This window comes from Vibrio sp. AK197 (genome assembly GCF_053903115.1).
Genome location: NZ_CP096430.1, coordinates 43,230 through 68,235, shown reverse-complemented (window position 1 = coordinate 68,235; position 25,006 = coordinate 43,230). Strand labels below are relative to the sequence as shown.

Below are 25,006 nucleotides of genomic sequence, written 5' to 3'. Positions count from 1 at the left end.
CTGTACCCTACGTCGATTAATGTACAACAAATGGTCAGAAATGGAAACTGTTTTTGTAGTTTTTTTTCATTAAAGTTTTCTTAAACAACATAAAACCCTTGTTCCTACTGGCTTTTTTAAATCAAAAAAAGAGCCAGTGTTTGTGCACTGGCTCATACTTTATTGGCGATTTTGATTAAATTTTGTCTAGTGGGCCTGTTCCCAGTTATCCCCGTGTCCCGCTTCTGCCACGAGAGGGACGGCAAGCTCAGCTGCGGATTCCATCAATTGTTGTATTTTACTTTCAATTTCATCCAATGCGGATTCTTGTACTTCAAACACCAGTTCATCGTGTACTTGCATAAGCAGTTTTACACGATCTTCACCATGCTCGGTAATCCACTCGTCCACCAGCAACATTGCTTTCTTGATGATATCAGCCGCTGTACCTTGCATTGGCGCGTTGATCGCCGCCCGCTCTGCCGCTTTACGACGCATACCATTTCGCGATTTGATCTCGGGTAGGTGCAACCGACGACCAAAAATGGTTTCCACATAGCCCTGTTCTGCCGCTGCACTACGGGTATCTTCCATGTACTGCATCACGCCCGGGTAACGCTCAAAATAGGCGTCCATGTATTGCTGCGCTTCACCACGTGGAATACCCAATTGCTTAGCGAGACCAAAGGCACTCATCCCATAGATCAGACCAAAGTTAACGGCTTTAGCACGACGGCGCTGTTCACTGGTCACTTGGTCAATACTGATATTTAGAATCTCGGCAGCAGTGGCGGCGTGAATGTCTTTTCCTTGTTGGAACGCTTCCAATAGGGCTTTATCACCCGAGAGATGCGCCATGATACGCAATTCGATTTGTGAATAGTCGACCGCCATAATTTTACAACCGCGAGGCGCAATAAAGGCCTGACGAATGCGACGACCTTCTTCGTTACGAATAGGAATATTCTGTAAGTTTGGATCAGTTGATGACAAACGCCCAGTTGCCGTAACAGCTTGATGATAAGAGGTGTGAACACGCCCTGTTTCTGGGTTAATCATTTTCGGCAGTTTGTCGGTGTAGGTCGATTTCAGTTTTGCTAACCCACGATACTCCAAAATCAGTTTTGGTAATGGGTAATCGAGCGCTAACTCTTGCAACACTTCTTCATTGGTCGATGGCGTACCTGACGGTGTTTTCTTAATCACCGGCAAGCCCATTTTTTCAAAAAAGATGGTTTGCAGCTGCTTTGGTGAACTGAGGTTGAATTCTTGTTCAGCAATTTCAAACGCTTTTTGTTCAAGCTCATCAAGTCGCGCAGCGATCTCTTGTGATTGGGCGGCGAGTTTCATGTCATCAATCAACACACCCGTGCGTTCAATTTTAGAAATCACCGGAATCAACGGTACTTCAATTTGCTCGTAAATCGTTTTGAGTTTTTCATCACCGTCAATACTGGCCATTAGGCGATGGTGAAGACGCAGTGTGACATCTGCATCCTCTGCCGCGTATGGCGCGGCTTGCTCAAGAGGGATTTGGTTAAAGGTCAGCTGGTTTTTGCCTTTACCTGCCACTTGCTCAAACGAGATGCAGCTATGTTGTAAGAAACGTAGCGCCAAACTATCCATATCATGTTTACCGCCAACGCTGTTATAAACGTATGACGCTAACATGGTATCGTGCTTGATACCTTTCATTTCGATGTCATAGCGCGCAAGCACGCTGGCATCATATTTGAGGTTTTGTCCTACTTTGGCTTGGTTTTCGTCTTGCAAAATCGGCCTGAGCTGTTCAAGAACCCAATCACGATCCAGTTGCTCTGGTGCATCTAGATAATCATGCGCTACCGGCACATAAGCAGCTTTACCCTCTTCAATCGCAAAAGATAAACCAACAAGGTTGGCCACCATGTAATTTAAGCTGTCCGTTTCGGTGTCAAACGCAAATACCTCACTAGCCTTAAGCTGCTCAAGCCAACGCTCAAAGCTCTCCTTATCGGTAATGACCTCATATTGGCTATGATCAAAGGTAACCGCTGACGTGTCGATCTCAACCGTTGATGAAGAGGAAGAGGCAATAGGAATTCCCGCTTTCTCTGCCGCTTCAATGACTGGGCTGTGACCTTCTAATAATTCATTAAGCCACGATTTGAAAGATAACTTGCTGTATAGCTCGATCAATTGGTCTTTATGCGGTTCTGACTTGGTCAAAGCTTCTGGAGCTTGCTCTAATTCAACGTCAAGTTTGATGGTCGCCAATTCATAAGAGAGGTACGCATTATCGCGGTTATCCTCAAGTTTTTTCGCCATGGTTTTAGAACCACGAAAGCCAAGAGGGGCGATATCATCAAGCCGCTGGTAAAGTTCATCCAGCCCACCAATACCTTGAAGTAACGCCGTGGCGGTTTTCTCACCAACTCCCGGTACGCCAGGAATATTGTCGACTTTATCGCCCATCAGCGCGAGATAATCGATGATCAGCTCTGGAGGGATACCAAATTTCTCTATCACCCCTTCTCTGTCCATCACCACGTTTGTCATGGTGTTAATCAAGGTAACGTTCTCATCCACCAACTGCGCCATATCCTTATCACCAGTACTGATCAAGACCGGCATACCAGCTTTTGACGCTTGTGATGCAAGGGTGCCAATCACATCATCGGCTTCAACACCTGGAACACAAATCAGTGGCAAACCCATCGCCCGAATCACCTCATGCAAGGGTTCAATTTGGCAGCGCAAATCATCCGGCATGGGTGGACGATTGGCTTTATATTCCGCAAACAGTTCATCACGAAATGTCTTACCTTTCGCATCAAAGACGACGGCCATGCGTTCAGAAGCAAACTGGCGCATCATGCTTCTTAACATATTCACCACGCCGTACACCGCATTCGTTGGAATCTCACCATTACTCATAGTGCCGGGATAGGCATGAAACGCACGATATAGATAAGAAGATCCATCGATCAGAATAAGAGGATTATCGGGAATAGTAGCCATAATCTTGTGTACCAAAACAGAGAGTGCTTAAAAAGATGCGCCTAGGATGCCACGACTATTGCCATGAATCCATTTTAAGTCTCTGAATTGCGTGAATGATTGAGGATCGCTTCGCTATGATCGTGAACGCTCTGTGGATAACTCTGTTTATATTATTTTCCTGTGATGATTTTTATTGTTGCGCAACAACAAAAGCAACAAATTATCAAATTGAAATTAAAGGAAAAAATATTAGATCGATCAGAAACCTCAGGATCAAAAACCGATCCTCAACTGTGGAAAAGACTATTGATGACCTTTTACCCATCTCAAAACCGAGAGTCTCTGATCACAAGGCGAAAAAAAGCGACACCCTAAGATGTCGCCTAGCATAAAGGGGTTAGAGCGATTCTAATGAATACGTCCGCCCTACCAAAAAGCTATAAATTACACTGGAAGCAATGTGAGCAATGTCGTGTCAAAAAGAATTCGTGTCGTCCCTCTTTCATTACTAGACACCCGAGGAGTGAGTGCAAATCGCAATGTCAGAAGAATTACCTTTATTCCCTAAGACGGTAGTAATAATAATTATTCTCATTTAATAGGTCAACATCTAAATGAGAAAAAATATCATTTATTTTTATCACGCTCGGTTTATAGCGTCTTGATAAAGTGAATTCTTGATGCAAGAGGATTATCTCTTTTCTCATAATTATCAATCAGATAATCATTTCTAAGTAGCAGTCTTAGCATCGATGGAAACTGATTTCGAGACTTCACAGTAATGTTTTGATAATTATGATCTCGTGCCCATTTCTCTTGTTCATCTAATAGAGCCTGTGCAATCCCTTTACCTCATGCATTCACAACCACGCCACCAAGCCAGCTATAAAATGTTGATTCATCAAGCCGATAGCCCATTTTAAATCCAAGCAGTTGCTGGTTTTCTTCGGCCACTAAAATCAACGATGACTTACCCTCTAACCTCTGTTTTAGAGACTCTCGTGTGGTGGTTTGAGAAAACTCTTTTATTTGTCGCGCGATATTCAGTGCTTCTTCCAATGTACCTTGACGAACCTGAATCGTGTTCATTTTGTTGTGTCTCTTTCATTGTGCAATAAAAAAGCTGGCACTAGGCCAGCTCTCATCAATAACATCGACTTACGCCTCGTCATCCGCGAGGTATTGCGCCGCTTGTGCTTGCTCCTGCGCCAACCACTCGGCAACCTGTTTGGTGAAATAAGTCAAAATGCCATCCGCTCCCGCGCGTTTAAAGCACAATAGCGACTCCATCACCACTTCTCTCTCATTAAGCCAACCGTTTTGAAAGGCTGCTTTGTGCATCGCATATTCACCTGACACTTGGTAGGCAAACGTCGGTACTTGTAATTCAGACTTAACGCGACGTACCACGTCTAAATACGGCATCCCCGGCTTAACCATTACCATATCAGCACCTTCAGCAATATCCATTGCCACTTCATGCAGCGCTTCATCGCTATTGGCCGGATCCATCTGGTAGTTCTTTTTATTACCGCCTTTTAGGTTACTTGCTGAACCGACAGCATCTCGAAACGGTCCATAATACGCAGACGCGTACTTCGCGGAGTAGGCCATGATTTGGGTATTGACGTACCCAGCCTCTTCTAATGCTTGACGGATTTTACCAATTCGCCCATCCATCATATCCGATGGAGCAACGACATCGGCTCCCGCTTCAGCATGCGAAAGCGCTTGTTTGATCAACACCTCTGTCGTTTCATCATTGAGTACATAACCGTCGTCATCAATGATTCCGTCTTGACCATGTGTGGTATAAGGATCAAGTGCGACATCAGTGATCACACCCATTTGCGGCACATGTTGTTTGAGCTCTTTGACAGCGCGCTGCACTAGCCCCTCAGCATTATAAGCTTCGGTGGCACATAAACTCTTAGCTTCTTGCGTCACCACCGGGAATAGCGCAATGGCTGGTACCCCTAAGTTGGCAAGGTATAACGCTTCTTCGAGCATCAAGTCGATCGACAAACGCTCAACACCCGGCATTGACTCAACTTCTTCGCGGCGATTTTTCCCCATCAGAATAAACATCGGATAAATCAAGTCACTGACGGACAACTGGTTTTCAGCCACTAAACGACGACTGAAATCATGCTTACGAACGCGGCGCATACGGCGCGCAGGAAATTGACCTTGAATAGAAACAGACACACTGCTCTCCTTTGTTCAGTGACAGTTGGAAGAAATCATATCACTCAAACCTGCACACGCCAGAGACAAAGCTGAAAAACGTCTAAAGAGTCCGATTGCCATCACCACAACAGATGCAGCTACCCCTAATTTATGTTTAGATAGCCAACGTATTTTTACAAAGGACATCATGATGATCGATACACATGCTCACATCTATGCCAGCGAATTTGATCAAGACCGCGAGCAAGTGGTTCAACGCGCTCTAGACCAAGGTATTGATCGTATTCTGCTGCCAAATATCGACTTAGATTCCATTCAACCCATGCTGGATACTGAAGCCGCTTTTCCTCATGTTTGCCGTTCGATGATGGGATTGCATCCCTGCTATGTGGATGAAAATGTCGATAGCACCTTGGAGGTTATTCGTGGCTGGTTTGACAAGCATTCCTTCATTGCTGTCGGCGAAATTGGCATTGATCTCTACTGGGATAAAACATTCCGCGCGCAGCAAGAACAAGCCTTTGTGACCCAATTACGTTGGGCAAAACAGCTAGATTTACCCGTGGTGATCCATACCCGCGATTCGATTAAAGAGACATTAGCGTTACTCGAACAAGAGCAAGATGGCTCTTTGCGCGGCGTCTTTCACTGCTTTGGTGGGAGTATTGAAGAAGCGAAAGCAATCAACGCACTTGGTTTTCACTTAGGCCTTGGCGGTGTATCTACGTTCAAAAACGGTGGTATGGATAAAGTTATCCCACATTTGGATATGAATTACGTCATTTTGGAAACAGACTGCCCGTATCTGGCGCCGGTACCACATCGTGGTAAACGTAATGAACCCGCTTACACAGCGCTTGTGGCTAGCCGTATTGCAGAATTGAGAGAGTTAAGTGTCGAACAAGTCGACAACCTAACCACTCATAACGCTGAAACCTTATTTGGTTTAAAACCTTAGCTCACTTGGATCAAAAAAGGTTGGCCATTGCCAACCTTTTTATCTCGATATGCACCCGTTAGTCTTGTGCTTGCTCATCCTCTTGTGACTCTTCGCGGCGCGTATAGAAACGCGCAAAGAACAGCCCAATTTCAAACAACACACACATTGGAATCGCCAGTAGCGTTTGTGAAATCATATCTGGCGGTGTCAGTAACATCCCAACCACAAACGCACCCACCACGATGTAAGGGCGTTTTGTTTTCAGACTTTGCACATCGGTAGCCCCCGTCCAGCACAGAAGAATAATCGCAACCGGCACTTCAAAAGCAATACCGAACGCCAAAAACAGTGCTAAAACAAAGTCCAAGTAACTGGCAATGTCGGTGGCGAATTCCACGCCACCCAGAGAAATAGTGGTAAAAAACCCAAATACCAGAGGAAACACGACGTAATACGCAAACGCAACTCCGCAGTAAAACAATAGGGAGCTGGAAAACATCAGCGGCATGATCAAACGGCGTTCATGTTTATATAAGCCTGGCGCGACGAACGCCCACACTTGATACAAAATAAAGGGGACTGCAACAAATACCGAGGCAATCAAGGTCAGCTTTAAGGGTGTGAAAAACGGAGACGCCACATCGGTGGCAATCATGGTGGCCCCTTCAGGCAATTTGTCGACCAACGGCTTGGAGACAAATTCGTAAATATGGTTGGAAAAGTATACCAATCCAACAAACACCACCAACACAGCAAGAATCGCTTTTAATAGGCGATTACGTAGCTCTAACAGGTGGCTAATCAAAGGTTGTGTCTGCTCTACCGAAGACATTTCAAGCCTCAACTATAAAGACAAAGGAGCAGCACCTACGCACTGCTCCTAGACGAAAAGGTTACTCGGCTTTTTTATCTGCCGATGTAGACTCGTGATTCGAAGCGCTCGCTTCGGTCTCTGCTTGAGATTCGGGCTGAGTGTTGTCTTGAGCATAAGGACGTTGAACATCCTGAGCAGCCTGCTTTAACTCATCCACTGACGCTTTGAGCTCGGGAGAAAGATCTTCCATGCCCATTTTCTCAGCTTTCCGCAAATTCTCTTGCAGCTCTTGGATTTTCAGCTCATGCGATATTTCATCTTTCACATTGTTGGCCATGCTTTTCGCAGCACCAATAAAACGCGAAACACTGCGAATCGCATGCGGCAACCGCTCTGGCCCAAGCACCACTAGCCCCACCACAGAAATCAATACCAGTTCCCAGAAACCGATATCAAACACAGTTATACCTGCTCTTTGTCTTTCTTACTTTCAGTCGACGCCTGCTCGCGTTGCTGTTCGATATTCTTGTTCTCGAAGTCAGCGTCCTGCTTTTTGTTGTCTGAAGATGAATCGTCATTCATCGCTTTTTTAAAGCCTTTTACAGCACTACCCAAGTCGCCACCAATGTTGCGAAGCTTTTTGGTGCCGAACAACAGCACAACGATTACGGCAATGATGACCAGTTGCCAAATACTAATACCACCCATTGTCATTTTCCTCGGGTCTTACTTTTTACAATTTATGAGCGTATCGCCTAACGTCGATACGCTCGCCAACTTAGTAACCAACATACAGCACCGACGGCTGCAGCACCATACGCTAATTGTTGTTCAGTACTGGTGAGTAAAATCGTGGCGGACACAATTAACGTTGCTCCAACACCAAACAAAAACCGCCCTGTCGCCTGCTGGCGTTTACTGTCTCGATACCCTTGATACAGCGCGTCCATTCTCTGGTTCATCGCTTTACCTTGTTTAAGACTATCGTAGAGCAGTTCAGGCAGCTCCGGTAATTTTTCCGCCCAAAACGGTGCTCGATCGCGTACCGCGTTAATCACCGCTTGTGGACCTACCTGATTCATCATCCATTTCTCAAGGAAAGGTTTAGCCGTTTCCCACAGATCAAGCTGCGGATACAACTGGCGCCCTAACCCTTCTACATAGAGCAATGTTTTTTGCAATAACACCAATTGTGGCTGAACTTCCATATTGAAGCGTCGCGCAGTGTTAAACAAGTTCAACAGCACATGACCAAAGGAAATTTCACACAAGGGTTTGGCAAAAATGGGTTCACAAACGATACGAATCGCAAATTCAAATTCGTCGATATTGGTATCAAGAGGCACCCAACCGGATTCAACGTGTAATTCAGCAACTCGGCGATAATCTCGGTTGAAGAACGCCAAAAAGTTTTCTGCTAAATACCGCTTGTCTTCACTATTTAAGGTTCCGACGATACCACAGTCCAAACCAATCCACTGAGGATTTTCTGGATGTTCAGGATTTACAAACACGTTTCCTGGATGCATGTCAGCATGAAAGAAACTATCGCGAAACACTTGAGTAAAAAACACACTGACGCCGCGCTCAGCCAATAACTTCATATTGGTGCCATTAGCCTTTAACTGCGCAAGGTCCGATACCTGAATACCGTATATTCGCTCAGAAACCATGACAGTTTGATTACTGAAGTCAGTAATTATTTCAGGAACATAGAGTTCCTCACTGCCTTCAAAGTTGCGTCTTAATTGAATAGCATTGGCTGCCTCACGACGTAAATCGAGCTCATCAAGCAGGGTTTTCTCATACTCACGCACCACTTCAACCGGTTTTAAACGACGTGCTTCAGGGTGCGTTTTAGCGACTATACGCGCCATGCGATACATGAGTTTTAGATCTGCATCAATCACAGGGCGAATATCAGGACGAATGACCTTTAAAACGACTTCTCGACCCGAGTCTTTAAGCGTGGCGGTATGCACCTGAGCAATTGAAGCGGATGCGAGTGGCGTACTATCAAAATCACTAAACCACGTTTCGAGCTTGTCTCCCAGAGCTTGCTCCATCTGCTGTCGAGCTAATTCTCCGTCAAACGGCGCAACTTTATCTTGCAGTAAAGCGAGTTGATCAGCGATATGAGGAGGAAAGAGATCGCGGCGAGTCGACATCATTTGCCCAAACTTAATCCAAACCGGACCCAGCTCTTGCAAAGCCAAACGTAAACGCTCGCCTAACGGTTTATCGGGATAGCGATTTTTTATCCAAAACAGAGATTTACGGGCTAATAGTGGCGCCTTGGTGAGTTGATGTTCGACGGGCAAAAATTCATCTAACCCATACTCTAGCTGAACTTTAATGATGCGATATAGACGTTTGAGTTCCGCTAGGGTCATAGCTTCTCCAGCAATTGGTTAATGCGCGATTCAACGCGAGCCGCTGCACTTTTCGCCTCATCCACTTGGCCACAAAAATGCGCAATTTCCAATGACGATGGTGCAAGTTGCCACTCTTCGGTCACTACCTGTGCCATATGGTGACGCTGACTTTGCGCACATTGCTTCACTTGCCCTGCCAGTTGCTTCGCCCCGCTAACCAGAGAATGAGCGATGACATCGCCCGTCACGCGCGAGAGCCATTCTTCGATATCGGGTTTGCAGTCCGTCATTAATTGAGCAAATTTTTGCGCCAGTTGAATATCCCCCTCAAGCACAACTTTATCTTGTTTGATCAAATGAGTGATATTGGATTGCTCACGCAGTTCTGGCAGCACGGATAAGTTAATCGAGAGATAACAATCCGGCTTACCTTCATAGTGAGCCAACACATCCACTTGCTGGCTAAACACGAATGTCATGGTCTTATTCACCTCTTTAAGATGAACTTGAATCACTTGGCCTTTAAGACGAGCTAAGCGACGGACCAAATCCGGATTATCTTTGATTAAGGTGTTGAGTGTGGTTTCAATACCTGCGGTCATTAAGGCGTCAAATGGCATCACGATTCCTTAGAATTTGTACCCGCGGTGAAGAGCAACGATGCCCCCAGTGAGATTGTAGTAACTGGTATTTTCAAAACCCGCTTCATCCATCATCCCTTTGAGTGTTTCTTGATCTGGGTGCATACGAATGGATTCCGCCAAGTAGCGGTAACTTTCCGAATCATTAGCAACCAGCTGCCCCATGCGTGGAAGCAGATGGAACGAGTACGCATCGTAGATTTTAGATAATGGTTCAAGCACCGGTTTTGAGAACTCAAGAACCAACAAACGTCCGCCCGGTTTCAGCACTCGAAACATTGAACGAAGCGCTGCATCTTTATCCGTGACATTACGCAAGCAAAAACTGATGGTGATGATATCAAAGTAATCATCTGGGAACGGCAACTCTTCAGCATTCGCTTGAACATAATGAACGTTGCCGACAATGCCGCTATCACGCAGCTTCTCACGACCAACGTTCAGCATTGAGTTATTGATATCCGCTAACACAACATGGCCGTTATCACCGACGATACGTGAAAACTTAGCCGTGAGATCACCGGTGCCACCGCCTAAATCCAGTACCCGCTGGCCCGGACGTGCGCCACTACAATCAATAGTAAAGCGCTTCCATAAACGGTGAATCCCACCAGACATGAGGTCATTCATAATGTCGTATTTAGCAGCAACCGAGTGAAATACTTCCGCTACTTTCGCTACTTTTTCGTCTTTTGCCACCGTTGAGAAGCCAAAATGCGTGGTGGCTGAATTGTCTTGTTCTGATTGTGATTGTACGCTTGTATCCGTCATTATGATTCCTCTTTGGCAGCGCAAAACGAACGATTGAAAGAAATCTTTAGGCTGCGGACGATTAGTTTACTTTATCCTCCGCACGATGTCTTTCTACGAAAGAATCATTTTCGGTTAAAGCGGTATTTTCAGCTAATTCAGTCAGATTGGGCGAAATAGAACGCTTCACTTCAACCCCAAGCTGTTTAAAGCTTTCCGCCTGACGAATGGCGTTACCACGCCCAGTAACGAGCTTATTCATCGCACCTTGGTAACTTTGGTTCGCTTTATCTAACGCACTACCAAGATTCTCCATATCATCAACAAACAGTCTCAATTTGTCATAGAGTTTGCTGGCACGTTCCGCGATGTGCTTTGCATTCTGGCTCTGACGCTCGTTACGCCACAGGTTATCAATGGTTCTCAATGCCACCAGCAAGGTGGTTGGACTGACCAAAATGATATTTTGGTCCATGGCATCTTTCACTAAACTAGGATCAGCTTGAATGGCGACTTGGAAAGCCGGCTCGACCGGAATAAACATCAGCACATAGTCTAAGCTCTGAATACCTTTCAGCTGATGGTAATCTTTATTACTTAACCCTTTGATATGCGCACGCAGTGCGAGTAAGTGGTCATTCAGTGCCCGTTCACGCTGCGTATCGGTTTCAGCGTTAAAATAACGCTCGTAGGCAACCAGTGCCATTTTAGAATCAATCACGACCTGCTTATTTTGCGGCAGATGAACAATCACATCAGGCTGATAGCGCTTGCCAGCGTCATTTTGCAAGCTAACCTGAGTTTGATATTCATGCCCTTCACGCAGCCCTGATTCAGCCAGCACGCGGGCCAGAACCACTTCCCCCCAGTTTCCTTGCTGCTTGTTGTCACCTTTTAGCGCTTGAGTTAAGTTCACCGCTTCTAGAGTCATCTGTTCATTGAGGCTCTGAAGATTCTTCAATTCATGCACCAGTGTATGACGCTCTTTCGCTTCTTGATTGAAGTTATCATTAACTTGTTTTTTAAAGCCTTCCAATTGATCTTTTAATGGACTCAATATTCCTTCAAGACTTTGACGGTTTTGTTGGTCGACCTTAGCGGTTTTGACTTCAAACAGTTGATTGGCGAGATGTTCAAATTGTTGCTTCAAACGCTCTTCGGCTTGTTCCAGTAACTTGAGTTTGTCTTGATTAGATTTACTCTCCTCTTGATGACGAGCTTCTTGTTCTCGACGCTCGGCTTGCAGTTGCGATTTTTCTTCGCGAAGTTGATTCACTTCATCAGCATATTGCTGGCGCTCTTGTTTTACAGCGTCAAAATACCGAAGCTTTTCCATCACAGCCATTAACTTACCGTGTGCTTGCTTTAGTTCAAATGCCGCTTTATCACGCTCGCTATCCAACTCTTCAAGCTCTTGCTGTGCAGCGGATAACTCCTTATTTAAGGAGAGCGTTTGGCTTTCAAACAGCTGCTTTTGCGATTGCAGTTGTTGCTCAGCCAATTGCAATTGAAACTGCATCTTTTGCTTTACCCACCAACCAATACTGGCGCCACCGATGACCAATCCACTCACCGCACTAATCAGTAGGCTTTGATATTCAAGAATCCATTGCATAATCTGAGAGTTACCTTAACTAAAACCATCCACTTAAATGGTATTTCGATACTGGATAAATGTCCAGTTTGTTACCTTTATAGAGAGTCGCTAGACTGGCTTCCATCCCCACTTGTTTCTCTTCTTCATTTAAATAAGGATATGTAATGAACGAGCGCCGAGCCTTGGCTTTTGGTATTGCCGCTGTATTACTTTGGTCAACGGTGGCCACAGCCTTCAAATTGACACTAGCGGAATTTACACCAATACAAATGCTCAGTGTCGCCAGTGCCGTTTCAGCAACAGTACTTATGATTATTTGCCTAGCTCAAGGGAAAGGGCATCTTATTGCATCAACGTTCAGCGCCAACCCATGGTATTACCTCCTGCTTGGGCTGATTAACCCATTGGCGTATTACATTATTTTATTTAAGGCTTATGACCTTCTTCCCGCTTCTCAAGCACAAACCATTAATTACAGTTGGGCCATTACCCTGACCTTAATGGCCGCGGTATTCTTGGGGCAAAAAATTCGTCGCCAAGATTGGATTGCCTGCGCACTAAGCTATTTTGGCGTGATCGTGATTGCGACTAAGGGCGCCTTATTAAATATGCAGTTTGATAGCACGTTCGGTGTTGGACTCGCTCTGTTATCCACATTACTGTGGGCTGGATACTGGATTCTTAATACTAAAAATAAGGCTGACCCGATCATTGGCGTGCTGCTAGGATTTTTGGTTGCGCTCCCCTTTGCGGCGATGCTTTGTTGGTGGGAAGGAAGCGCTTGGAATATCACGCACAAAGGTTGGTTAGCGGTGACTTACGTTGGCCTGTTTGAAATGGGAGTAACTTTTGTACTTTGGCTTACAGCATTAAAACTGACCACCAACACAGCCAAAATCAGCAACTTAATTTTTGCCTCACCCTTTATTTCGCTGTTCTTATTAGCCACGATTATCGGTGAAAAGATTCATTGGACCACATTAATTGGCCTGATTTTGATTATTATGGGACTCGTCGTCCAACAGTGGCGCTTTTCTAAACGTCCCTTAAAGACTCAAAATAGCTGATAGGCTAATTCGCTACCTTGACCACGGACCTCATCAATGACCTCAGCCATGTTATTAGGGATATGCAACGCTTTTGCTGCTGGGTGCTCGTCAAGGTATGCCTGCTTTTGCGTCTCCCCCAACATAGAATCCCAATGATGATGAATATCTCGCGCCAGATACAGCACGCAAGCAATACGTTTTGACTGAGTGGCTTTGCCGGGATGATTTACGTTAGCTATCGCATCCACCATCTCTTGTGGGAACTTCCAGCTTTCCGCGAGCACTGCGCCAAGCTGCTGCGCATCCGTCTCTAATACAGAATGCTGCGCTTTGATGACGCTTTCGCCCTCTTCAACACGGCGCATGATTTCTTGAGCTTTATCAGGGACCAATGAATGGATCATCAGTTCGCCAATGTTATGCAATACGCCTGTGGTAAAAACTTCATTAAAATCCAGTTGGCTACGCTTAGCTAACGTACTGGCGATAGTGGCAATTTCAAACGTATCGGCCCAGTAATCTTTAATATTGAGGGTATCGAGTTTGGGAAAAGTCGTGGCGAGAATCGAGGAAGAAACCAGGGTACGAATCGCCCCCGCACCGACGCGGATAATGGCATCATTAATATTGGAAACGCCTTTGACTCCACCAAATTGTGCCGAATTCGCCATGCGTAACACGCGCGCTGAGATCACTTGGTCCATCGACATTTTTCGCGCTAACTCGCTGAAGTTAATAGTATCCCGATTAACCATCTCTAAGAGCTCTTGCATCACACTTTCTATGCGAGGCAGTTCGTTGATTCGAGAAATCATCACTTCATGGCTCATATCGCGCGCTCCTTATGCGTTACCTTGAGTAAATATAGAACACAAAGAGGAGTTATAAGCGCAAAAACTACGACTTTTATCGTAGTTGGATCACTATTGGCGAGTCACAAATCACAACATACTTTCTGCTATCACAACCGCAATAACGCGTGATGAAGCAATGGGTAAATGGTCAAAATAACAGCGAAGTTTCACATGAAACATAATACCCCCCAAAAGGAGCCTTTACCGAGAAAAGCCAAATACCCATTTTATTATTTATTTTCAGCGTTGCGTCTGATTATCTCTGCAGATTTTTGCCTCATCCTTTCTAGATTGGCTTGGTAAGCGATTTCTTTATCGTAATAGAAAACGTGATTGACCTTCTCCCATGGAATTGGGTCTAAAGTAATCCCTTCAGAACTAGCACGTTGTTGAAGTTTATCATGATAATTTCGATAATAGGCTTCTGCATCATGACCACTTGTATCTTTCTGCATTTCTCGAGTCGGTGGCACCTCTTCGATAAAGGTAAAACCATCACACCCTCCTTGCCAAACCTTTGCCTGTCCATTGGGCATTAAGCCGAAATACAGATAAGTTTCATAACAGGAACGGGTTTTGTTATAGCTAATTGGATGAGGAATCATCATTCGCTGTTTTACTTCTTCAGGAATCTGATATTGAGTTACGAAAAAACGCTGATTAAATAGAGAAACCCAATATAAATAAATAGTATCCGGCAGCTGCGCCATACCTCCAATTTGGTTCAACATCGAAGAGCCGGGTATGAGTGGCAGGCCAAAGCCATCATAATCCGGTATCGCACTACGAACATTGGAAAGCTGACTCGCTCCCATGTATGACATATGGTTATGCATTAACACCGTCCAATCCTGCTCTTCATTTACTCCATAAGCTTTGCTCACTTTTACCGGATAAAAACTTGGCATTGAGATACCAATTCGCCAAGGTTTAAAGTCTTCGGGTAATTCCGGGACAGAACTAAAAGCAAAGCTCGAGATACTCAACCACCAGCTCGTTAAAATAAATAATGTTCGCACTAGTTTTAGTATCATTTCTTATTCTCCAGGATGACATGGCAGACGTTTACGCGCATATTGACTACGACCTTCTATTTGATTCGGCCCCATACCAATCGCATTAGAGGCAGAGTGATGAATCAGATTATTGCGCATTAAATCCAAATGAAATTGGTGGGAGGTTAATTTGGAATGAACAACCCCTTGTTGGGCAAAATCTAATACCTCTTGGGCAAGATTTCCAAAATCCAAATCACCAATATTTCCCTGAACATGGAAATAATCTTTCGTGTCATCTTCCCAAGCATCTGCCAATAGGGGAGAAACTCTAACACCATAGTATTTTGCTAGCCCGAACATAAGCCGTAAATACAGCCGTGATAAGTCCCCTTCCACGACCCGTATTAACTTAAGCTCAGCGAACACTTCAATCTGTTTACCGACGTTTCGCTGACCGGTCACCACGGTAAAATATTTTTCAGGGTCGTGTAATGGCCAAAAATTGGCGGCTTCTCTTTGTTTACGTCGTTCCATCTTTTTCGCCAAAAAGGCTTTTCTTGCCTCCACTTCAAAACTTAAATCTTCACCTAATCGACGCGAGGTACGGGCTATGGTGATATTTTCAAATAGTGGCAGTAGATAATCGTTATCGGTTTGTGCGCCGCGAGCATGATAGCCACCACCAATATCCGAATGGGCACCAGGCAGGGCAAGTTCAATAAAATTAGCGCCAGAACTGCGTGCGAGATTTAAACGGTTTAACGAGAAATTTTCTCGATATTCCGATGTCTCCTTAGCGGTCAAGTGAACGGCGGTATCCACATAGTTCGGATCGAGCCATAAACGGACATCGCCGTTATCGCGGTTTTGTGTGGAAAAATCAAAATCCCAAATGTCCACCACCGACGCGACGGTATCAAAAATACCAACAAACCCGGCTTGCCAATAAGGCTTTTGCCAATTAAAACCAGTGGCAAGTAAGAGTTGGTTCTCCTCTAACGCTGATTGGACTTTTTTCGCCAGAGGGCTCTGTTTGCTGTCACTAATAATATTGACAAAATGACGCGCAGCCGCAGCTCCGCGGCTAAAACCAAACACATCAAATACAATGTCTTTAATTCCATCCAAAAGAGGGAGTTGAGCATCCCTTATATCATTAGCAATAACGTTATTAATATTATCTGCAATTTCTTGAATGGCCGTTTCAACCTTTGCAACCACACCATATTTCCCAGTTCCAAGAGCCTGCCCAGGAACTACCGACTCATCTGCAGGCGCAATCACTTTATCATTCCCCGTTCCAATTCCTGTAATATAGATTTTATGTCGATATTCCAATTCAGACGTTAACAGATCTCGTTGCTCTTCATAACCAAGATATAAATCATGCATTTTCTGAACATTGGTTGGTTCATTGGCAGCACTCCCTGAAAACGCTTGCCGATTCCAAGGCCAGACAAACGCTTCATGCAATGGAGGAAGAAAGCACTCATTGGGCAAATCTTTCGGTAAAACCGGTTGATTGTCATTTTGCTCAGCAACTTGTTGGCATGCCTGACGGTATTTTATGCTCCACTGCGGCGCATAAGCATCGAGCTGAGCTTTGCCCCATTGTGCGCTGTAAGTATTATTGGCGGTACCATCAAAAAAGACGCCAATACGTAAGTTAATGTAGTTAAAACCCTGCACACGAACCAGATAGCTGTGATCCGCTTCCAGAATGATCTCATCCGCTTGCCCTGCTTGATGGCGCGGAGCTAGTTGCTGATCCGGTTCTAAATCAACAAAATCTCCCGCTGTAGCATTTAAGCGCTTTATCGGTGTCGCCCTCTCACCGAGTGGATTTTCATCGAGCCAAGTTTGTACCGGGTCATCACCATTTAAATTGGATTTACGGTTTTCAACGCAATCAAACCAGGATTGATTATCAAATTTAATCGTCACCGGGCCTGCGGCGATATCGCGCTTGTAGAGTGGTAAGCTCGACACACGTATCGGATATTGTTTGCCTTCGGCATCGGTTAACTGCCCAAAAAGATGGTTAAGCGGCTGATTGTGTTCATCGACAAAACGTACCTCTATCCAGTGCACGGGTTCCCCACTCACGGGATCAACAGGTTGAGTTTCCCCTTCCCAAAACATGCTGCGCTCAGGCGGTGAACCCGCTAAGTCATCAGAAACCGTGTCTGGTTGATCGGTTAAGTTAAGTAAATGCCCATTTGCATCGTATTCAGAAACCGCATCGTCATAAGAGTATGGGCTGGTTAGCCAGTGAATAGAGTTTTTCGGTGGAAAGGGATAGCTCATAGTAATCATCAAATCGATAAATAGACCATTCATGACTATGAGCAATTTTTAAGCCAATCGGTAATCCATTTAAATTCAATTGGTTAAAATAAAGACCGTATAATCTATCGCAACTTTTTGGAAATTCCGCTAATAAATTGGATGGAATACCAACTTATTGAACGCTATTTCACCATCACAAAATTTACGTCTCCTATTTGGGCAACTTAAGCAAATCTTAAGTTTATAGGAGCAATATTCAGTCTTTGATAGCTAATTATCAAACACGCTGAGCAATTTAATTACTCAAGACGTACACCACAAGCCGTTGGTTTTGCATACTATCGCCAGTGATGATCCAATCTATTAGTAACATTACTCGAAAAGTGTGGGTCAATTTAGCCCACTCTGTAATCGTAGTGACATTGAATAATGTTCTGATCATGGGGAATCTTTAGGTAAAAAAGGACTCTATCTGCATGGGACAGTGTAAAGACCCAGCACTCGATATAACAAATTCGTGTCGCGAACGAAAACCAGCTAAGCCTTTGCTGTTATATGTCGATATAAATATTGAGGCCAATGCTTATAGCTAGCAATAACAGGAAGACGATTGTGCACATTATTATTCATTCAAAATTTAGACAGGTTTTTGCCCAACCGATATCTCTCAGTTGGCTGTTTACCTTAGTGACCTTCTTTGTCCTGAACCTAACGATTTTTGCACTTTCGCGCACTCTACTTTATTTGACCCAATCGTCACTACCTCATTCCGTTAATGGGTACTTATCGATATTCATTGATGGTTTAAATATTGATTTACACACCATGAGCTATTTATTTGCTCCAGCTGCGGTATTGCTATTACTATCGAAAATGACCGAGCTTCGCTGCTACGCACAGAACGTGTATCGTCTCTATCTTATTGGTGTAAGCTGCTTAATCGCCGGATTAGAGATAATGACGCCGAGCCTTATTACGTCATCGCATGTACGCTTTGTGCCGCAATTCATTACCGACCCAAACTTAGAACATCACCCGTTTCTATGGATCTTAAAAAACGCCAGTCTGACTCTAACGGTCACGCTTATTGCTTTGTACTTTTTATCAAAGGTTGCATCTGAGATATACAACGCCACCAGCCGACTCGACCTCTGTGTATCACGCCAAACCCGCTATTTAGTATACATCGTCTTTATTGCCATACTGGCTCAAGGTTGGATGGGCAATCGCCATCACCAGAGCGAACTGATGCAGTCACAAACCCAGTATCAACTCGAAGTAGAACTGAGTACTAACTCAACCTACGCATTGCTCGCAGCGCTGAATAGTTCACAGTATATTCGACATTAAAAACACGGAAAAAAGAAACCCAATCAGTCAGTATTTTTAGAACAAGATGTTTGTGTAGAGGCCAAGTTAAGCCCACTGTCCAGCGACATACCCCGAACTCCAACACCACTGAAAATTATAGCCACCTAACCAACCAGTAACGTCCATTACCTCGCCAATAAAGTACAGACCTGGAAAAGATTTACATTCCATCGTTTTGGAGGAAATAGCATCGGTATCAACACCGCCTAGCGTCACCTCGGCCGTTCGATAACCTTCTGTACCATTGGGTGCAATGCTCCATTGCTCGAGATACTCGGTGATGGCTGCCACTTGCTTTTCATTAAACTGCTTCAGCGGTTTGTCGTGCAGTTCATTACGTTCTATCAACACTTCGATAAGGCGTTTGGGTAATACCTTACTCAACGTATTCTTCAAGCTTTGGTTTGGATGTTTCTCACGAGAGCGACTCAGTAACTCGTTAACGTCAGTATCAGGAACTAAGTTAATCGTCACTGACTGCCCAGCACGCCAAAATGAAGAAATTTGTAGGACAGCAGGCCCCGATAAACCGCGATGAGTAAATAGCAGAGCTTCTTTAAACACGGTGCCGTCCTCGGCGGTAATTTCACTGGGAATGGCGATCCCCGATAGCTCAGCAAAATCTTCTTTATCTTGCTTATGCAAAGTAAATGGCACCAACGCCGCGCAGGTTGGTTTTACCGCGAGCCCAAATTGCTCAGCCACTTTGTAACCGAACGGCGTCGCTCCAAGTTTTGGCATCGAGAGCCCACCGGTTGCAATCACCAGAGATTGGCATTGTAACGAGTGATGGTTTGCTTGTAGCGCAAAACCCGAATCGAGCGCTTCAATTGCGTCGACTTGTTGTTGGTATCGAAATTCAATGTTAGTAAGCGCACACTCATCAAGCAGCATTTTAACGATATCTTTGGCGCTATCGACACAGAATAGTTGCCCATGTTCACGCTCTTCAAACTCGATACCATATTTACTGACTAGGGAGATGAAGTCCCAGTTGGTGTATTGTGATAGAGCAGACTTAACGAAATGGGGATTGCTGCATAAGTAGTTGTTTGCCGATACATCATAGTTGGTGAAATTACATCTTCCACCGCCAGAAATCAGAATTTTACGTCCTGGTTTTTTCGCATGGTCAAGCACCAGAACGCGTCGTCCTCGCTTACCTGCTTGCGCTGCACACATTAAACCAGCCGCACCAGCACCGATAACAATGACATCAAATTGTTCACTCATGACTACTTATCCAAAGGCAATAAAAAAGGATGTGCGGTGCACATCCTTAGCAAATTACGCGCATTTTAACGGCAAATGGAATACTTGCCAATCGGCGTTATAAAATCAGTGAGGCCAACAAAGTGACACAGAGCAAGGCTATCGACAGCACGAAGAGTTCTCTCACGCGATCACATTTGCCCGTAAATACTGGGTCATGATGGTGATGGTACTCTTTGCTCTTCAAATAATGGTATAAACGCACTTGTTTGGTGACATTGCCATGGGTCGTAAAAAAACCACCACCATCCACCTGTTGATACAGTAGTGGATGAGCTTCACGCATAATATAAATAAGCGAGCGTAAAGCGGTAAAGTACCGAACCATGTTTACAGCGGTCACAACCAATAGCGCAAATAGAATCGTATCTCCACTGATCATCTTCTCCTCCCTACATCGTGCTATCAATGCTCAAGAGAAACCCGACAACCTACGCGTCATTTCTCACTGAAGTTATTCAGCTGGAGCATCCATGACAGACGATGAACTGCCTTTTGCCATCATCGCTAGATCCTTGTCGATAAAGAACAGCGCTTTGCCGTCTTCACCGACCAGTTCTAGCTTGTCTAAAATCCCTTTAAACAACTTCTCTTCCTCGTGCTGCTCCGCTACGTACCACTGCAAGAAGTTGAACGTTGAGTAGTCTTGGCTGGTAAACGCAACATGAGCGAGCTTGTTGATTTGTTCTGTAATCATTTGCTCATGTTGGAAGGTTTCACGAAACACCTCACCTAAACTTTCGAACTCATGTTTAGGGGCGGCGATCGCACCAAGAATCGGCATTGAGCCCGTCTCACTCACATAGGTGAATAAGCGTTGCATGTGCTCCATCTCTTCTGCTGCATGGACCCGTAGGAACTCTGCTGCGCCTTCAAAACCTTTATCTTCACACCAAGCACTCATCTGTAAGTATAGATTGGATGAAAAAAATTCGAGATTAATTTGATCATTGAGTTGATCGACCATCGCTTGTGCAAGCATTTTGTCACTCCTGAAATTACGCTATGTGCTTGTTGTTACTCTAACAGATTTTCACTTTAATACTTTGTTTTCGAAATTTGGATCTGGGATCATTGCGGCAAATTTCCTTTTAGTGCGATGCTAATCTTGAAGTATTCACCTACAAGGAGATTACACCATGGGCTATAAACATATATTGGTTGCCATTGATCTTTCAGAAGACAGTAAAACTCTGATCGACAAAGCGGTGTGCCTTGCCAAACCGCTGAATGCGGACGTCTCGTTTATTCATATCGATGTCAACTACGCTGAGCTTTATACAGGGCTGGTGGATATCAACTTAGCCGAAACACAATCTCAGTCGATGGAAACCTCTCAAGAGCAACTGCAAAAACTCACAAAGTATGCTCAATATCCAATTAAGCATACCTTGGTTGCCAGTGGTGATCTCGGCAATGAGCTGTGTGATAGCATTAAGGAATTTCATGTTGATCTTGTTGTGTGTGGGCATCATCAAGATTTCTGGAGCAAAATTCTCTCTTCAACTCGTCAGTTAATGAATTGTACTCCTGTCGATCTACTGGTCGTGCCGATTAAAGACTGACCCCACACATAAACTCGGGTAGACTGCCAACACCAATAAATTTCAATAATACTTAACTAATTTATTATGGCGTACTTATCTGCAGTCACCCTACTTTGGGCATTTTCATTCAGCTTGATCGGCGTTTACCTTGCTGGTCAAGTTGACTCTTGGTTTTCGGTATTAATGCGTGTTGCGTTAGCCAGTTTAGTCTTTCTTCCCTTCATAAAATTCCGTGGCGTAAGTAAATCACTGATCATGAAACTCATGGTCGTTGGTGGGTTACAGCTTGGATTAATGTACTGTTTTTACTATCAGTCATTTCTTCTGCTCTCCGTCCCTGAGGTTCTTTTGTTTACGGTATTTACTCCTATTTACGTCACCTTGGTTTACGACTTGCTTAAAGGTCGTTTTTCAGCATGGTATTTAGTAACCGCAGCTATCGCGGTGTCGGGAGCAGCGATCATTAAATTTTCAGGCGTTAATGAAAACTTTCTGCTTGGCTTTCTAGTGGTTCAAGGCGCAAATATCTGTTTCGCGCTCGGCCAAGTCGGCTATAAATACATCATGGAAACCGAAACCACAGACCTTCCTCAGCGCTCTATCTTCGGTTATTTCTACTTGGGTGGGCTATGTATCGCGTTGGTCGCCTTTGCATTACTCGGTAATCCAGAAAAACTGCCAACCACAACCACTCAATGGAGCATTTTGGTCTATCTCGGTGTTGTTGCATCCGGCCTGGGCTATTTTGCTTGGAATAAAGGCGCAACGATGGTCAACGCAGGCGCCTTGGCGGTAATGAATAATGCACTGGTACCCGCAGGTCTTATTGTTAATATTTTAATTTGGAACCGTGATGTCGACCTACTGCGCTTGGCGTTAGGTGGCGCTGTGATTGTGTTGTCGTTATGGTTTAATGAAACTTGGGTTAAGAATCGTGTGGAGAACAAACTCCAGCATTCTTAATCGAATTAAGAACAAAGTAAAAGCCCGCGTTAAGCGGGCTTTTTTATCTATGACGAAGTATCAATGGAGCGCGAGGTTGGCCTCACCCGATGGTGAGCTGGTCATCGTTACACCCTGTTCAAGTTTGGTCAATTGGCGGTGTAATTTCTGCTGTTTCTTCACTAACTTGCGCTGCGCTTTGAGCAGCTTATGTAATTTCTTGTCACGCTTTTTCGCTTTTTTTAGCGCTTTCTTCTGCTGTTTAGCTTTTTTCGGTGACATTTCAACGAGCATGGGTTGATTGTTTGTCTTAGCTGGCTCAAGTACCGTGATAGGAATCGCTTCAGACGCAGTAAGCGCCTTTGCTTTGCACAGTGATGCTTTGTCACTCGAACTACGAGCACAAGACAGACACATAAAATTCGGCTTGGTCACTAACTTTTCAATGTCACCTAACTCACTGCGAATTTCACGGTGATTCATTTTACATAGACGCTTGCTCATGCAACACCCAACTACAAATAATAATGATTCTTAGTTCGGTATATCTCAGAGCATCGAATGACGCAAGCATCAAACAATTAAAATGGTCTATGACTCACCCATGGCGGCATTCACATAAACATCAAAGCGGTTTTTCTTGGTCTCAATTGCCATTGTTGGTTTCTGCTCCGCGAGCCAATGCGCATAGTCTGGCCTTTTGACGACCACCCTTTTTCTCGCAAGGGTTAACGCAGGTTCTAATAAAGCATCAGCATCAACATCTGCGCCCACTAGAGATTGAAATACGCGCATCTCTTTTTTCACTAATGCCGATTTCTTTTTGTTCTCTGGGTGTGGGTACATCGGATCCAAATACACCACGTCGGGTTGAACAAAAGAGGGATCCTCTTGCAAACGATGCAATGCGTCATGGCTTGACGCATGCAAAAGCGACATACGCTGTGTTACCCATCCACCAATTTCAGGGTCTCGCTTCGCACGTTTTAACCCATCATCCAATAACGCAGCAACCACCGGATGACGCTCTACCATCTGAACCTGACACCCAAGAGAGGCCAATACAAACGCATCACGCCCTAGCCCCGCCGTGCCATCCAATACCGTGGGCAAAACTCCCTTATTCAATCCAACCGCTTTGGCAATCGCCTGACCTTTTCCACCACCAAATTTACGACGATGTGCGACCGCTCCGCTAACCAAATCAACATAAATAGCCCCTAACTTAGGCTCATCAAGTTTACGTAATTCTAGACGTTGCTGTGTCTGAACCAGTGCAAAGGGCGATATCTCTGAATGATATAATCCCCAGCGTTGAATGGTCTGCTTAAAATCTTCAGCATAAGCGGTGGATTCACAAATCAACTGTAGCTGCAAAAGGTCATGCTCCGAAAAATGAGTAGACGCTAAGTGTACTGGATTTGTTCATCATGTGACTAGCTCAACGCTTGCAATCGTTCATTTCTCTCACGGTAAAAACTGTCAACTAACACTGAGTACGTCGAGAAACTAGACAAGGTTGCGTGGATATGGTGAATTACCGCTATTAGGTCGTCAGCGAACGTCTGACACTCACATGCTTTATGGTGAAGTAGATGCAAACTCCAAGTAGCAAGTTGGATGATTTAGACCGCGCCATTCTTAAAACCTTGATGGATGATGCGCGTAAACCCTATGCCGAAATGGCCAAGCAATTTAATGTCAGCCCTGCCACGATCCACGTTCGTATTGAAAAAATGCGAGCCGCGGATGTGATTCAAGGCACAGAGGTGATTGTCGACACGAAAAAATTGGGTTACGACGTATGTTGTTTTATTGGTATTAATCTTAATGCCGCACGGGATTATCATTCCGCACTCGAAAAACTCAACGCTCTTGAGGAGGTGGTTGAAGCCTATTACACCACGGGAGCCTACAATATCTTCGTCAAACTCATGTGCCGCTCAATAGAAGAGTTGCAATATGTCTTGATTGATAAACTTCAAGCGATCGATGAAGTGCAATCCACTGAAACACTGATTTCGTTGCAGAACCCGATTAATCGCAACGTAAATCCATAATAAAAACGGCCCACAGATTTCTCTGAGAGCCGTTATTCACGCAAAGTCTTCATTATTTTTGAGCAAGATACGCTTTAAGGTCATCGACTGAGATGCCCTGTTCAGCGATCTGTTTTGCCATGATCTCAACTTGCTCATCTTTGCGCGCATCAATCACTTGTTGAAATTGAAACACAATATCACGCAGCATGTGTAAAGGGACGTTTTTCGCTGCACTGCGAATACGTTCTCCACTTTGGTTACCCAATTCATTGAGTAATTTACCAAACATGATCTTCTCTGGAGACTCTTCTAACTGCTCCAAAACACGAGCCATCTCGTAAGTTGTCATCGACATTATCGTTAAGTATCCACTG

At 44.6% G+C, this 25,006-nt stretch carries 23 protein-coding genes and 2 pseudogenes; 6 read left to right on the top strand and 19 right to left on the bottom strand.

The window, feature by feature from the left end:
- Positions 1-186: 186 nt before the first annotated feature.
- The 3 genes and pseudogenes from polA to hemB all read right to left on the bottom strand — a co-directional run bounded on the left by polA (position 187) and on the right by hemB (position 5,169).
- Positions 187-2,979 (bottom strand): DNA polymerase I, encoded by a 2,793-nt coding sequence (gene polA / locus M1D72_RS07425; RefSeq protein ID WP_456296513.1) that lies wholly within the window; start codon positions 2,977-2,979, stop codon positions 187-189.
- Between the two features lie 633 nt (positions 2,980-3,612).
- A pseudogene (locus M1D72_RS07420) lies at positions 3,613-4,041 on the bottom strand (GNAT family N-acetyltransferase).
- A 78-nt stretch (positions 4,042-4,119) separates the two neighbouring features.
- Positions 4,120-5,169 carry a porphobilinogen synthase gene (gene hemB, locus M1D72_RS07415; protein WP_456296512.1) on the bottom strand — a complete coding sequence of 350 codons (1,050 nt, stop codon included), beginning with the start codon at positions 5,167-5,169 and terminating at the stop codon, positions 4,120-4,122.
- 172 nt (positions 5,170-5,341) lie between these two features.
- Here hemB and M1D72_RS07410 point away from each other — a divergent pair, with 172 nt between their 5' ends.
- The gene (locus tag M1D72_RS07410) at positions 5,342-6,109 is read left to right on the top strand and encodes a TatD family hydrolase (RefSeq protein WP_456297366.1); all 768 of its coding nucleotides are present in this window, start codon (positions 5,342-5,344) and stop codon (positions 6,107-6,109) included.
- Between the two features lie 58 nt (positions 6,110-6,167).
- On the opposite strand, the gene tatC is transcribed toward M1D72_RS07410, so the two are convergent.
- From tatC to rmuC, 7 genes and pseudogenes are all read right to left on the bottom strand, one after another.
- A complete protein-coding gene (gene tatC, locus M1D72_RS07405) occupies positions 6,168-6,923 on the bottom strand; it encodes a twin-arginine translocase subunit TatC (protein WP_456296511.1) in 756 nt (251 codons plus the stop codon).
- A 147-nt stretch (positions 6,924-7,070) separates the two neighbouring features.
- A pseudogene (gene tatB, locus M1D72_RS07400) lies at positions 7,071-7,365 on the bottom strand (Sec-independent protein translocase protein TatB); the annotation flags it as partial.
- A gap of 2 nt (positions 7,366-7,367) precedes the next feature.
- Positions 7,368-7,613: a Sec-independent protein translocase subunit TatA gene (gene tatA, locus M1D72_RS07395; protein ID WP_390196722.1), complete on the bottom strand. Its 246-nt coding sequence runs from the start codon at positions 7,611-7,613 to the stop codon at positions 7,368-7,370.
- A 47-nt stretch (positions 7,614-7,660) separates the two neighbouring features.
- The gene (gene ubiB / locus M1D72_RS07390; RefSeq protein WP_456296510.1) at positions 7,661-9,298 is read right to left on the bottom strand and encodes a ubiquinone biosynthesis regulatory protein kinase UbiB; all 1,638 of its coding nucleotides are present in this window, start codon (positions 9,296-9,298) and stop codon (positions 7,661-7,663) included.
- Positions 9,295-9,900, bottom strand: a complete 606-nt coding sequence (locus M1D72_RS07385; RefSeq protein WP_456296509.1) for a ubiquinone biosynthesis accessory factor UbiJ — start codon at positions 9,898-9,900, stop codon at positions 9,295-9,297. The genes ubiB and M1D72_RS07385 overlap by 4 nt, the downstream gene beginning before the upstream one ends.
- A gap of 9 nt (positions 9,901-9,909) precedes the next feature.
- A complete protein-coding gene (gene ubiE / locus M1D72_RS07380; RefSeq protein ID WP_390196714.1) occupies positions 9,910-10,692 on the bottom strand; it encodes a bifunctional demethylmenaquinone methyltransferase/2-methoxy-6-polyprenyl-1,4-benzoquinol methylase UbiE in 783 nt (260 codons plus the stop codon).
- A gap of 61 nt (positions 10,693-10,753) precedes the next feature.
- Positions 10,754-12,286 (bottom strand): DNA recombination protein RmuC, encoded by a 1,533-nt coding sequence (rmuC, locus tag M1D72_RS07375; RefSeq protein WP_456296508.1) that lies wholly within the window; start codon positions 12,284-12,286, stop codon positions 10,754-10,756.
- A gap of 146 nt (positions 12,287-12,432) precedes the next feature.
- On the opposite strand from rmuC, the gene M1D72_RS07370 reads away from it, so the two are divergent.
- Positions 12,433-13,335: a DMT family transporter gene (locus M1D72_RS07370; RefSeq protein WP_456296507.1), complete on the top strand. Its 903-nt coding sequence runs from the start codon at positions 12,433-12,435 to the stop codon at positions 13,333-13,335.
- Here M1D72_RS07370 and M1D72_RS07365 read toward each other — a convergent pair.
- The 3 genes from M1D72_RS07365 to M1D72_RS07355 form a co-directional block, all read right to left on the bottom strand.
- On the bottom strand, positions 13,323-14,147 hold the full coding sequence (locus M1D72_RS07365; RefSeq protein ID WP_456296506.1) for an HDOD domain-containing protein: 825 nt from the start codon (positions 14,145-14,147) through the stop codon (positions 13,323-13,325). The two genes, M1D72_RS07370 and M1D72_RS07365, sit on opposite strands and share 13 nt — an antisense overlap.
- A 254-nt stretch (positions 14,148-14,401) precedes the next feature.
- On the bottom strand, positions 14,402-15,205 hold the full coding sequence (locus M1D72_RS07360; RefSeq protein ID WP_456296505.1) for a DUF2931 family protein: 804 nt from the start codon (positions 15,203-15,205) through the stop codon (positions 14,402-14,404).
- A 3-nt stretch (positions 15,206-15,208) separates the two neighbouring features.
- Complete coding sequence (locus tag M1D72_RS07355; protein ID WP_456296504.1) at positions 15,209-17,476, bottom strand: DUF2235 domain-containing protein; 2,268 nt, start codon at positions 17,474-17,476, stop codon at positions 15,209-15,211.
- A gap of 594 nt (positions 17,477-18,070) precedes the next feature.
- Between M1D72_RS07355 and M1D72_RS07350 the strand changes: the two genes are divergently transcribed.
- On the top strand, positions 18,071-18,808 hold the full coding sequence (locus M1D72_RS07350) for a hypothetical protein (protein ID WP_456296503.1): 738 nt from the start codon (positions 18,071-18,073) through the stop codon (positions 18,806-18,808).
- A 66-nt stretch (positions 18,809-18,874) separates the two neighbouring features.
- On the opposite strand, the gene M1D72_RS07345 is transcribed toward M1D72_RS07350, so the two are convergent.
- The 3 genes from M1D72_RS07345 to ftnA all read right to left on the bottom strand — a co-directional run bounded on the left by M1D72_RS07345 (position 18,875) and on the right by ftnA (position 21,083).
- A complete protein-coding gene (locus M1D72_RS07345) occupies positions 18,875-20,062 on the bottom strand; it encodes an NAD(P)/FAD-dependent oxidoreductase (protein ID WP_456296502.1) in 1,188 nt (395 codons plus the stop codon).
- A 97-nt stretch (positions 20,063-20,159) separates the two neighbouring features.
- Complete coding sequence (uspB, locus tag M1D72_RS07340) at positions 20,160-20,483, bottom strand: universal stress protein UspB (protein ID WP_390196688.1); 324 nt, start codon at positions 20,481-20,483, stop codon at positions 20,160-20,162.
- 72 nt (positions 20,484-20,555) lie between these two features.
- Positions 20,556-21,083 carry a non-heme ferritin gene (ftnA, locus tag M1D72_RS07335; protein ID WP_390196683.1) on the bottom strand — a complete coding sequence of 176 codons (528 nt, stop codon included), beginning with the start codon at positions 21,081-21,083 and terminating at the stop codon, positions 20,556-20,558.
- Positions 21,084-21,240: 157 nt separating this feature from the next.
- Here ftnA and M1D72_RS07330 point away from each other — a divergent pair, with 157 nt between their 5' ends.
- Positions 21,241-21,666, top strand: a complete 426-nt coding sequence (locus tag M1D72_RS07330) for a universal stress protein (RefSeq protein WP_390196680.1) — start codon at positions 21,241-21,243, stop codon at positions 21,664-21,666.
- A 66-nt stretch (positions 21,667-21,732) separates the two neighbouring features.
- Entirely contained in the window at positions 21,733-22,611 is an 879-nt protein-coding gene (locus M1D72_RS07325; protein WP_456296501.1) for a carboxylate/amino acid/amine transporter, read from the top strand.
- 60 nt (positions 22,612-22,671) lie between these two features.
- On the opposite strand, the gene M1D72_RS07320 is transcribed toward M1D72_RS07325, so the two are convergent.
- Both M1D72_RS07320 and M1D72_RS07315 read right to left on the bottom strand, forming a co-directional pair.
- The gene (locus M1D72_RS07320) at positions 22,672-23,094 is read right to left on the bottom strand and encodes a hypothetical protein (RefSeq protein ID WP_390196674.1); all 423 of its coding nucleotides are present in this window, start codon (positions 23,092-23,094) and stop codon (positions 22,672-22,674) included.
- A gap of 87 nt (positions 23,095-23,181) precedes the next feature.
- Positions 23,182-23,967, bottom strand: coding sequence for a class I SAM-dependent methyltransferase (locus M1D72_RS07315; protein WP_456296500.1), 786 nt, complete (start codon positions 23,965-23,967; stop codon positions 23,182-23,184).
- A 218-nt stretch (positions 23,968-24,185) separates the two neighbouring features.
- On the opposite strand from M1D72_RS07315, the gene asnC reads away from it, so the two are divergent.
- Positions 24,186-24,650 (top strand): transcriptional regulator AsnC, encoded by a 465-nt coding sequence (gene asnC, locus M1D72_RS07310; protein WP_390196667.1) that lies wholly within the window; start codon positions 24,186-24,188, stop codon positions 24,648-24,650.
- Positions 24,651-24,702: 52 nt separating this feature from the next.
- Here asnC and tsrA read toward each other — a convergent pair whose 3' ends face one another.
- Positions 24,703-24,987 (bottom strand): H-NS-like global regulator TsrA, encoded by a 285-nt coding sequence (gene tsrA / locus M1D72_RS07305; RefSeq protein ID WP_390196664.1) that lies wholly within the window; start codon positions 24,985-24,987, stop codon positions 24,703-24,705.
- Positions 24,988-25,006 lie beyond the last annotated feature (19 nt).

What these genes read in the sequence shown, in the direction of transcription:
- polA (WP_456296513.1), bottom strand. Translation starts at nt 2,979, where the DNA reads ATGGCTACTATTCCCGATAATCCTCTTATTCTGATCGATGGATCTTCT.
- M1D72_RS07410 (WP_456297366.1), top strand. Translation starts at nt 5,342, where the DNA reads ATGATCGATACACATGCTCACATCTATGCCAGCGAATTTGATCAAGAC.
- tatC (WP_456296511.1), bottom strand. Translation starts at nt 6,923, where the DNA reads ATGTCTTCGGTAGAGCAGACACAACCTTTGATTAGCCACCTGTTAGAG.
- tatA (WP_390196722.1), bottom strand. Translation starts at nt 7,613, where the DNA reads ATGGGTGGTATTAGTATTTGGCAACTGGTCATCATTGCCGTAATCGTT.
- ubiB (WP_456296510.1), bottom strand. Translation starts at nt 9,298, where the DNA reads ATGACCCTAGCGGAACTCAAACGTCTATATCGCATCATTAAAGTTCAG.
- M1D72_RS07385 (WP_456296509.1), bottom strand. Translation starts at nt 9,900, where the DNA reads ATGCCATTTGACGCCTTAATGACCGCAGGTATTGAAACCACACTCAAC.
- ubiE (WP_390196714.1), bottom strand. Translation starts at nt 10,692, where the DNA reads ATGACGGATACAAGCGTACAATCACAATCAGAACAAGACAATTCAGCC.
- rmuC (WP_456296508.1), bottom strand. Translation starts at nt 12,286, where the DNA reads ATGCAATGGATTCTTGAATATCAAAGCCTACTGATTAGTGCGGTGAGT.
- M1D72_RS07370 (WP_456296507.1), top strand. Translation starts at nt 12,433, where the DNA reads ATGAACGAGCGCCGAGCCTTGGCTTTTGGTATTGCCGCTGTATTACTT.
- M1D72_RS07365 (WP_456296506.1), bottom strand. Translation starts at nt 14,147, where the DNA reads ATGAGCCATGAAGTGATGATTTCTCGAATCAACGAACTGCCTCGCATA.
- M1D72_RS07360 (WP_456296505.1), bottom strand. Translation starts at nt 15,205, where the DNA reads ATGATACTAAAACTAGTGCGAACATTATTTATTTTAACGAGCTGGTGG.
- M1D72_RS07355 (WP_456296504.1), bottom strand. Translation starts at nt 17,476, where the DNA reads ATGAGCTATCCCTTTCCACCGAAAAACTCTATTCACTGGCTAACCAGC.
- M1D72_RS07345 (WP_456296502.1), bottom strand. Translation starts at nt 20,062, where the DNA reads ATGAGTGAACAATTTGATGTCATTGTTATCGGTGCTGGTGCGGCTGGT.
- uspB (WP_390196688.1), bottom strand. Translation starts at nt 20,483, where the DNA reads ATGATCAGTGGAGATACGATTCTATTTGCGCTATTGGTTGTGACCGCT.
- ftnA (WP_390196683.1), bottom strand. Translation starts at nt 21,083, where the DNA reads ATGCTTGCACAAGCGATGGTCGATCAACTCAATGATCAAATTAATCTC.
- M1D72_RS07330 (WP_390196680.1), top strand. Translation starts at nt 21,241, where the DNA reads ATGGGCTATAAACATATATTGGTTGCCATTGATCTTTCAGAAGACAGT.
- M1D72_RS07325 (WP_456296501.1), top strand. Translation starts at nt 21,733, where the DNA reads ATGGCGTACTTATCTGCAGTCACCCTACTTTGGGCATTTTCATTCAGC.
- M1D72_RS07320 (WP_390196674.1), bottom strand. Translation starts at nt 23,094, where the DNA reads ATGAGCAAGCGTCTATGTAAAATGAATCACCGTGAAATTCGCAGTGAG.
- asnC (WP_390196667.1), top strand. Translation starts at nt 24,186, where the DNA reads ATGCAAACTCCAAGTAGCAAGTTGGATGATTTAGACCGCGCCATTCTT.
- tsrA (WP_390196664.1), bottom strand. Translation starts at nt 24,987, where the DNA reads ATGTCGATGACAACTTACGAGATGGCTCGTGTTTTGGAGCAGTTAGAA.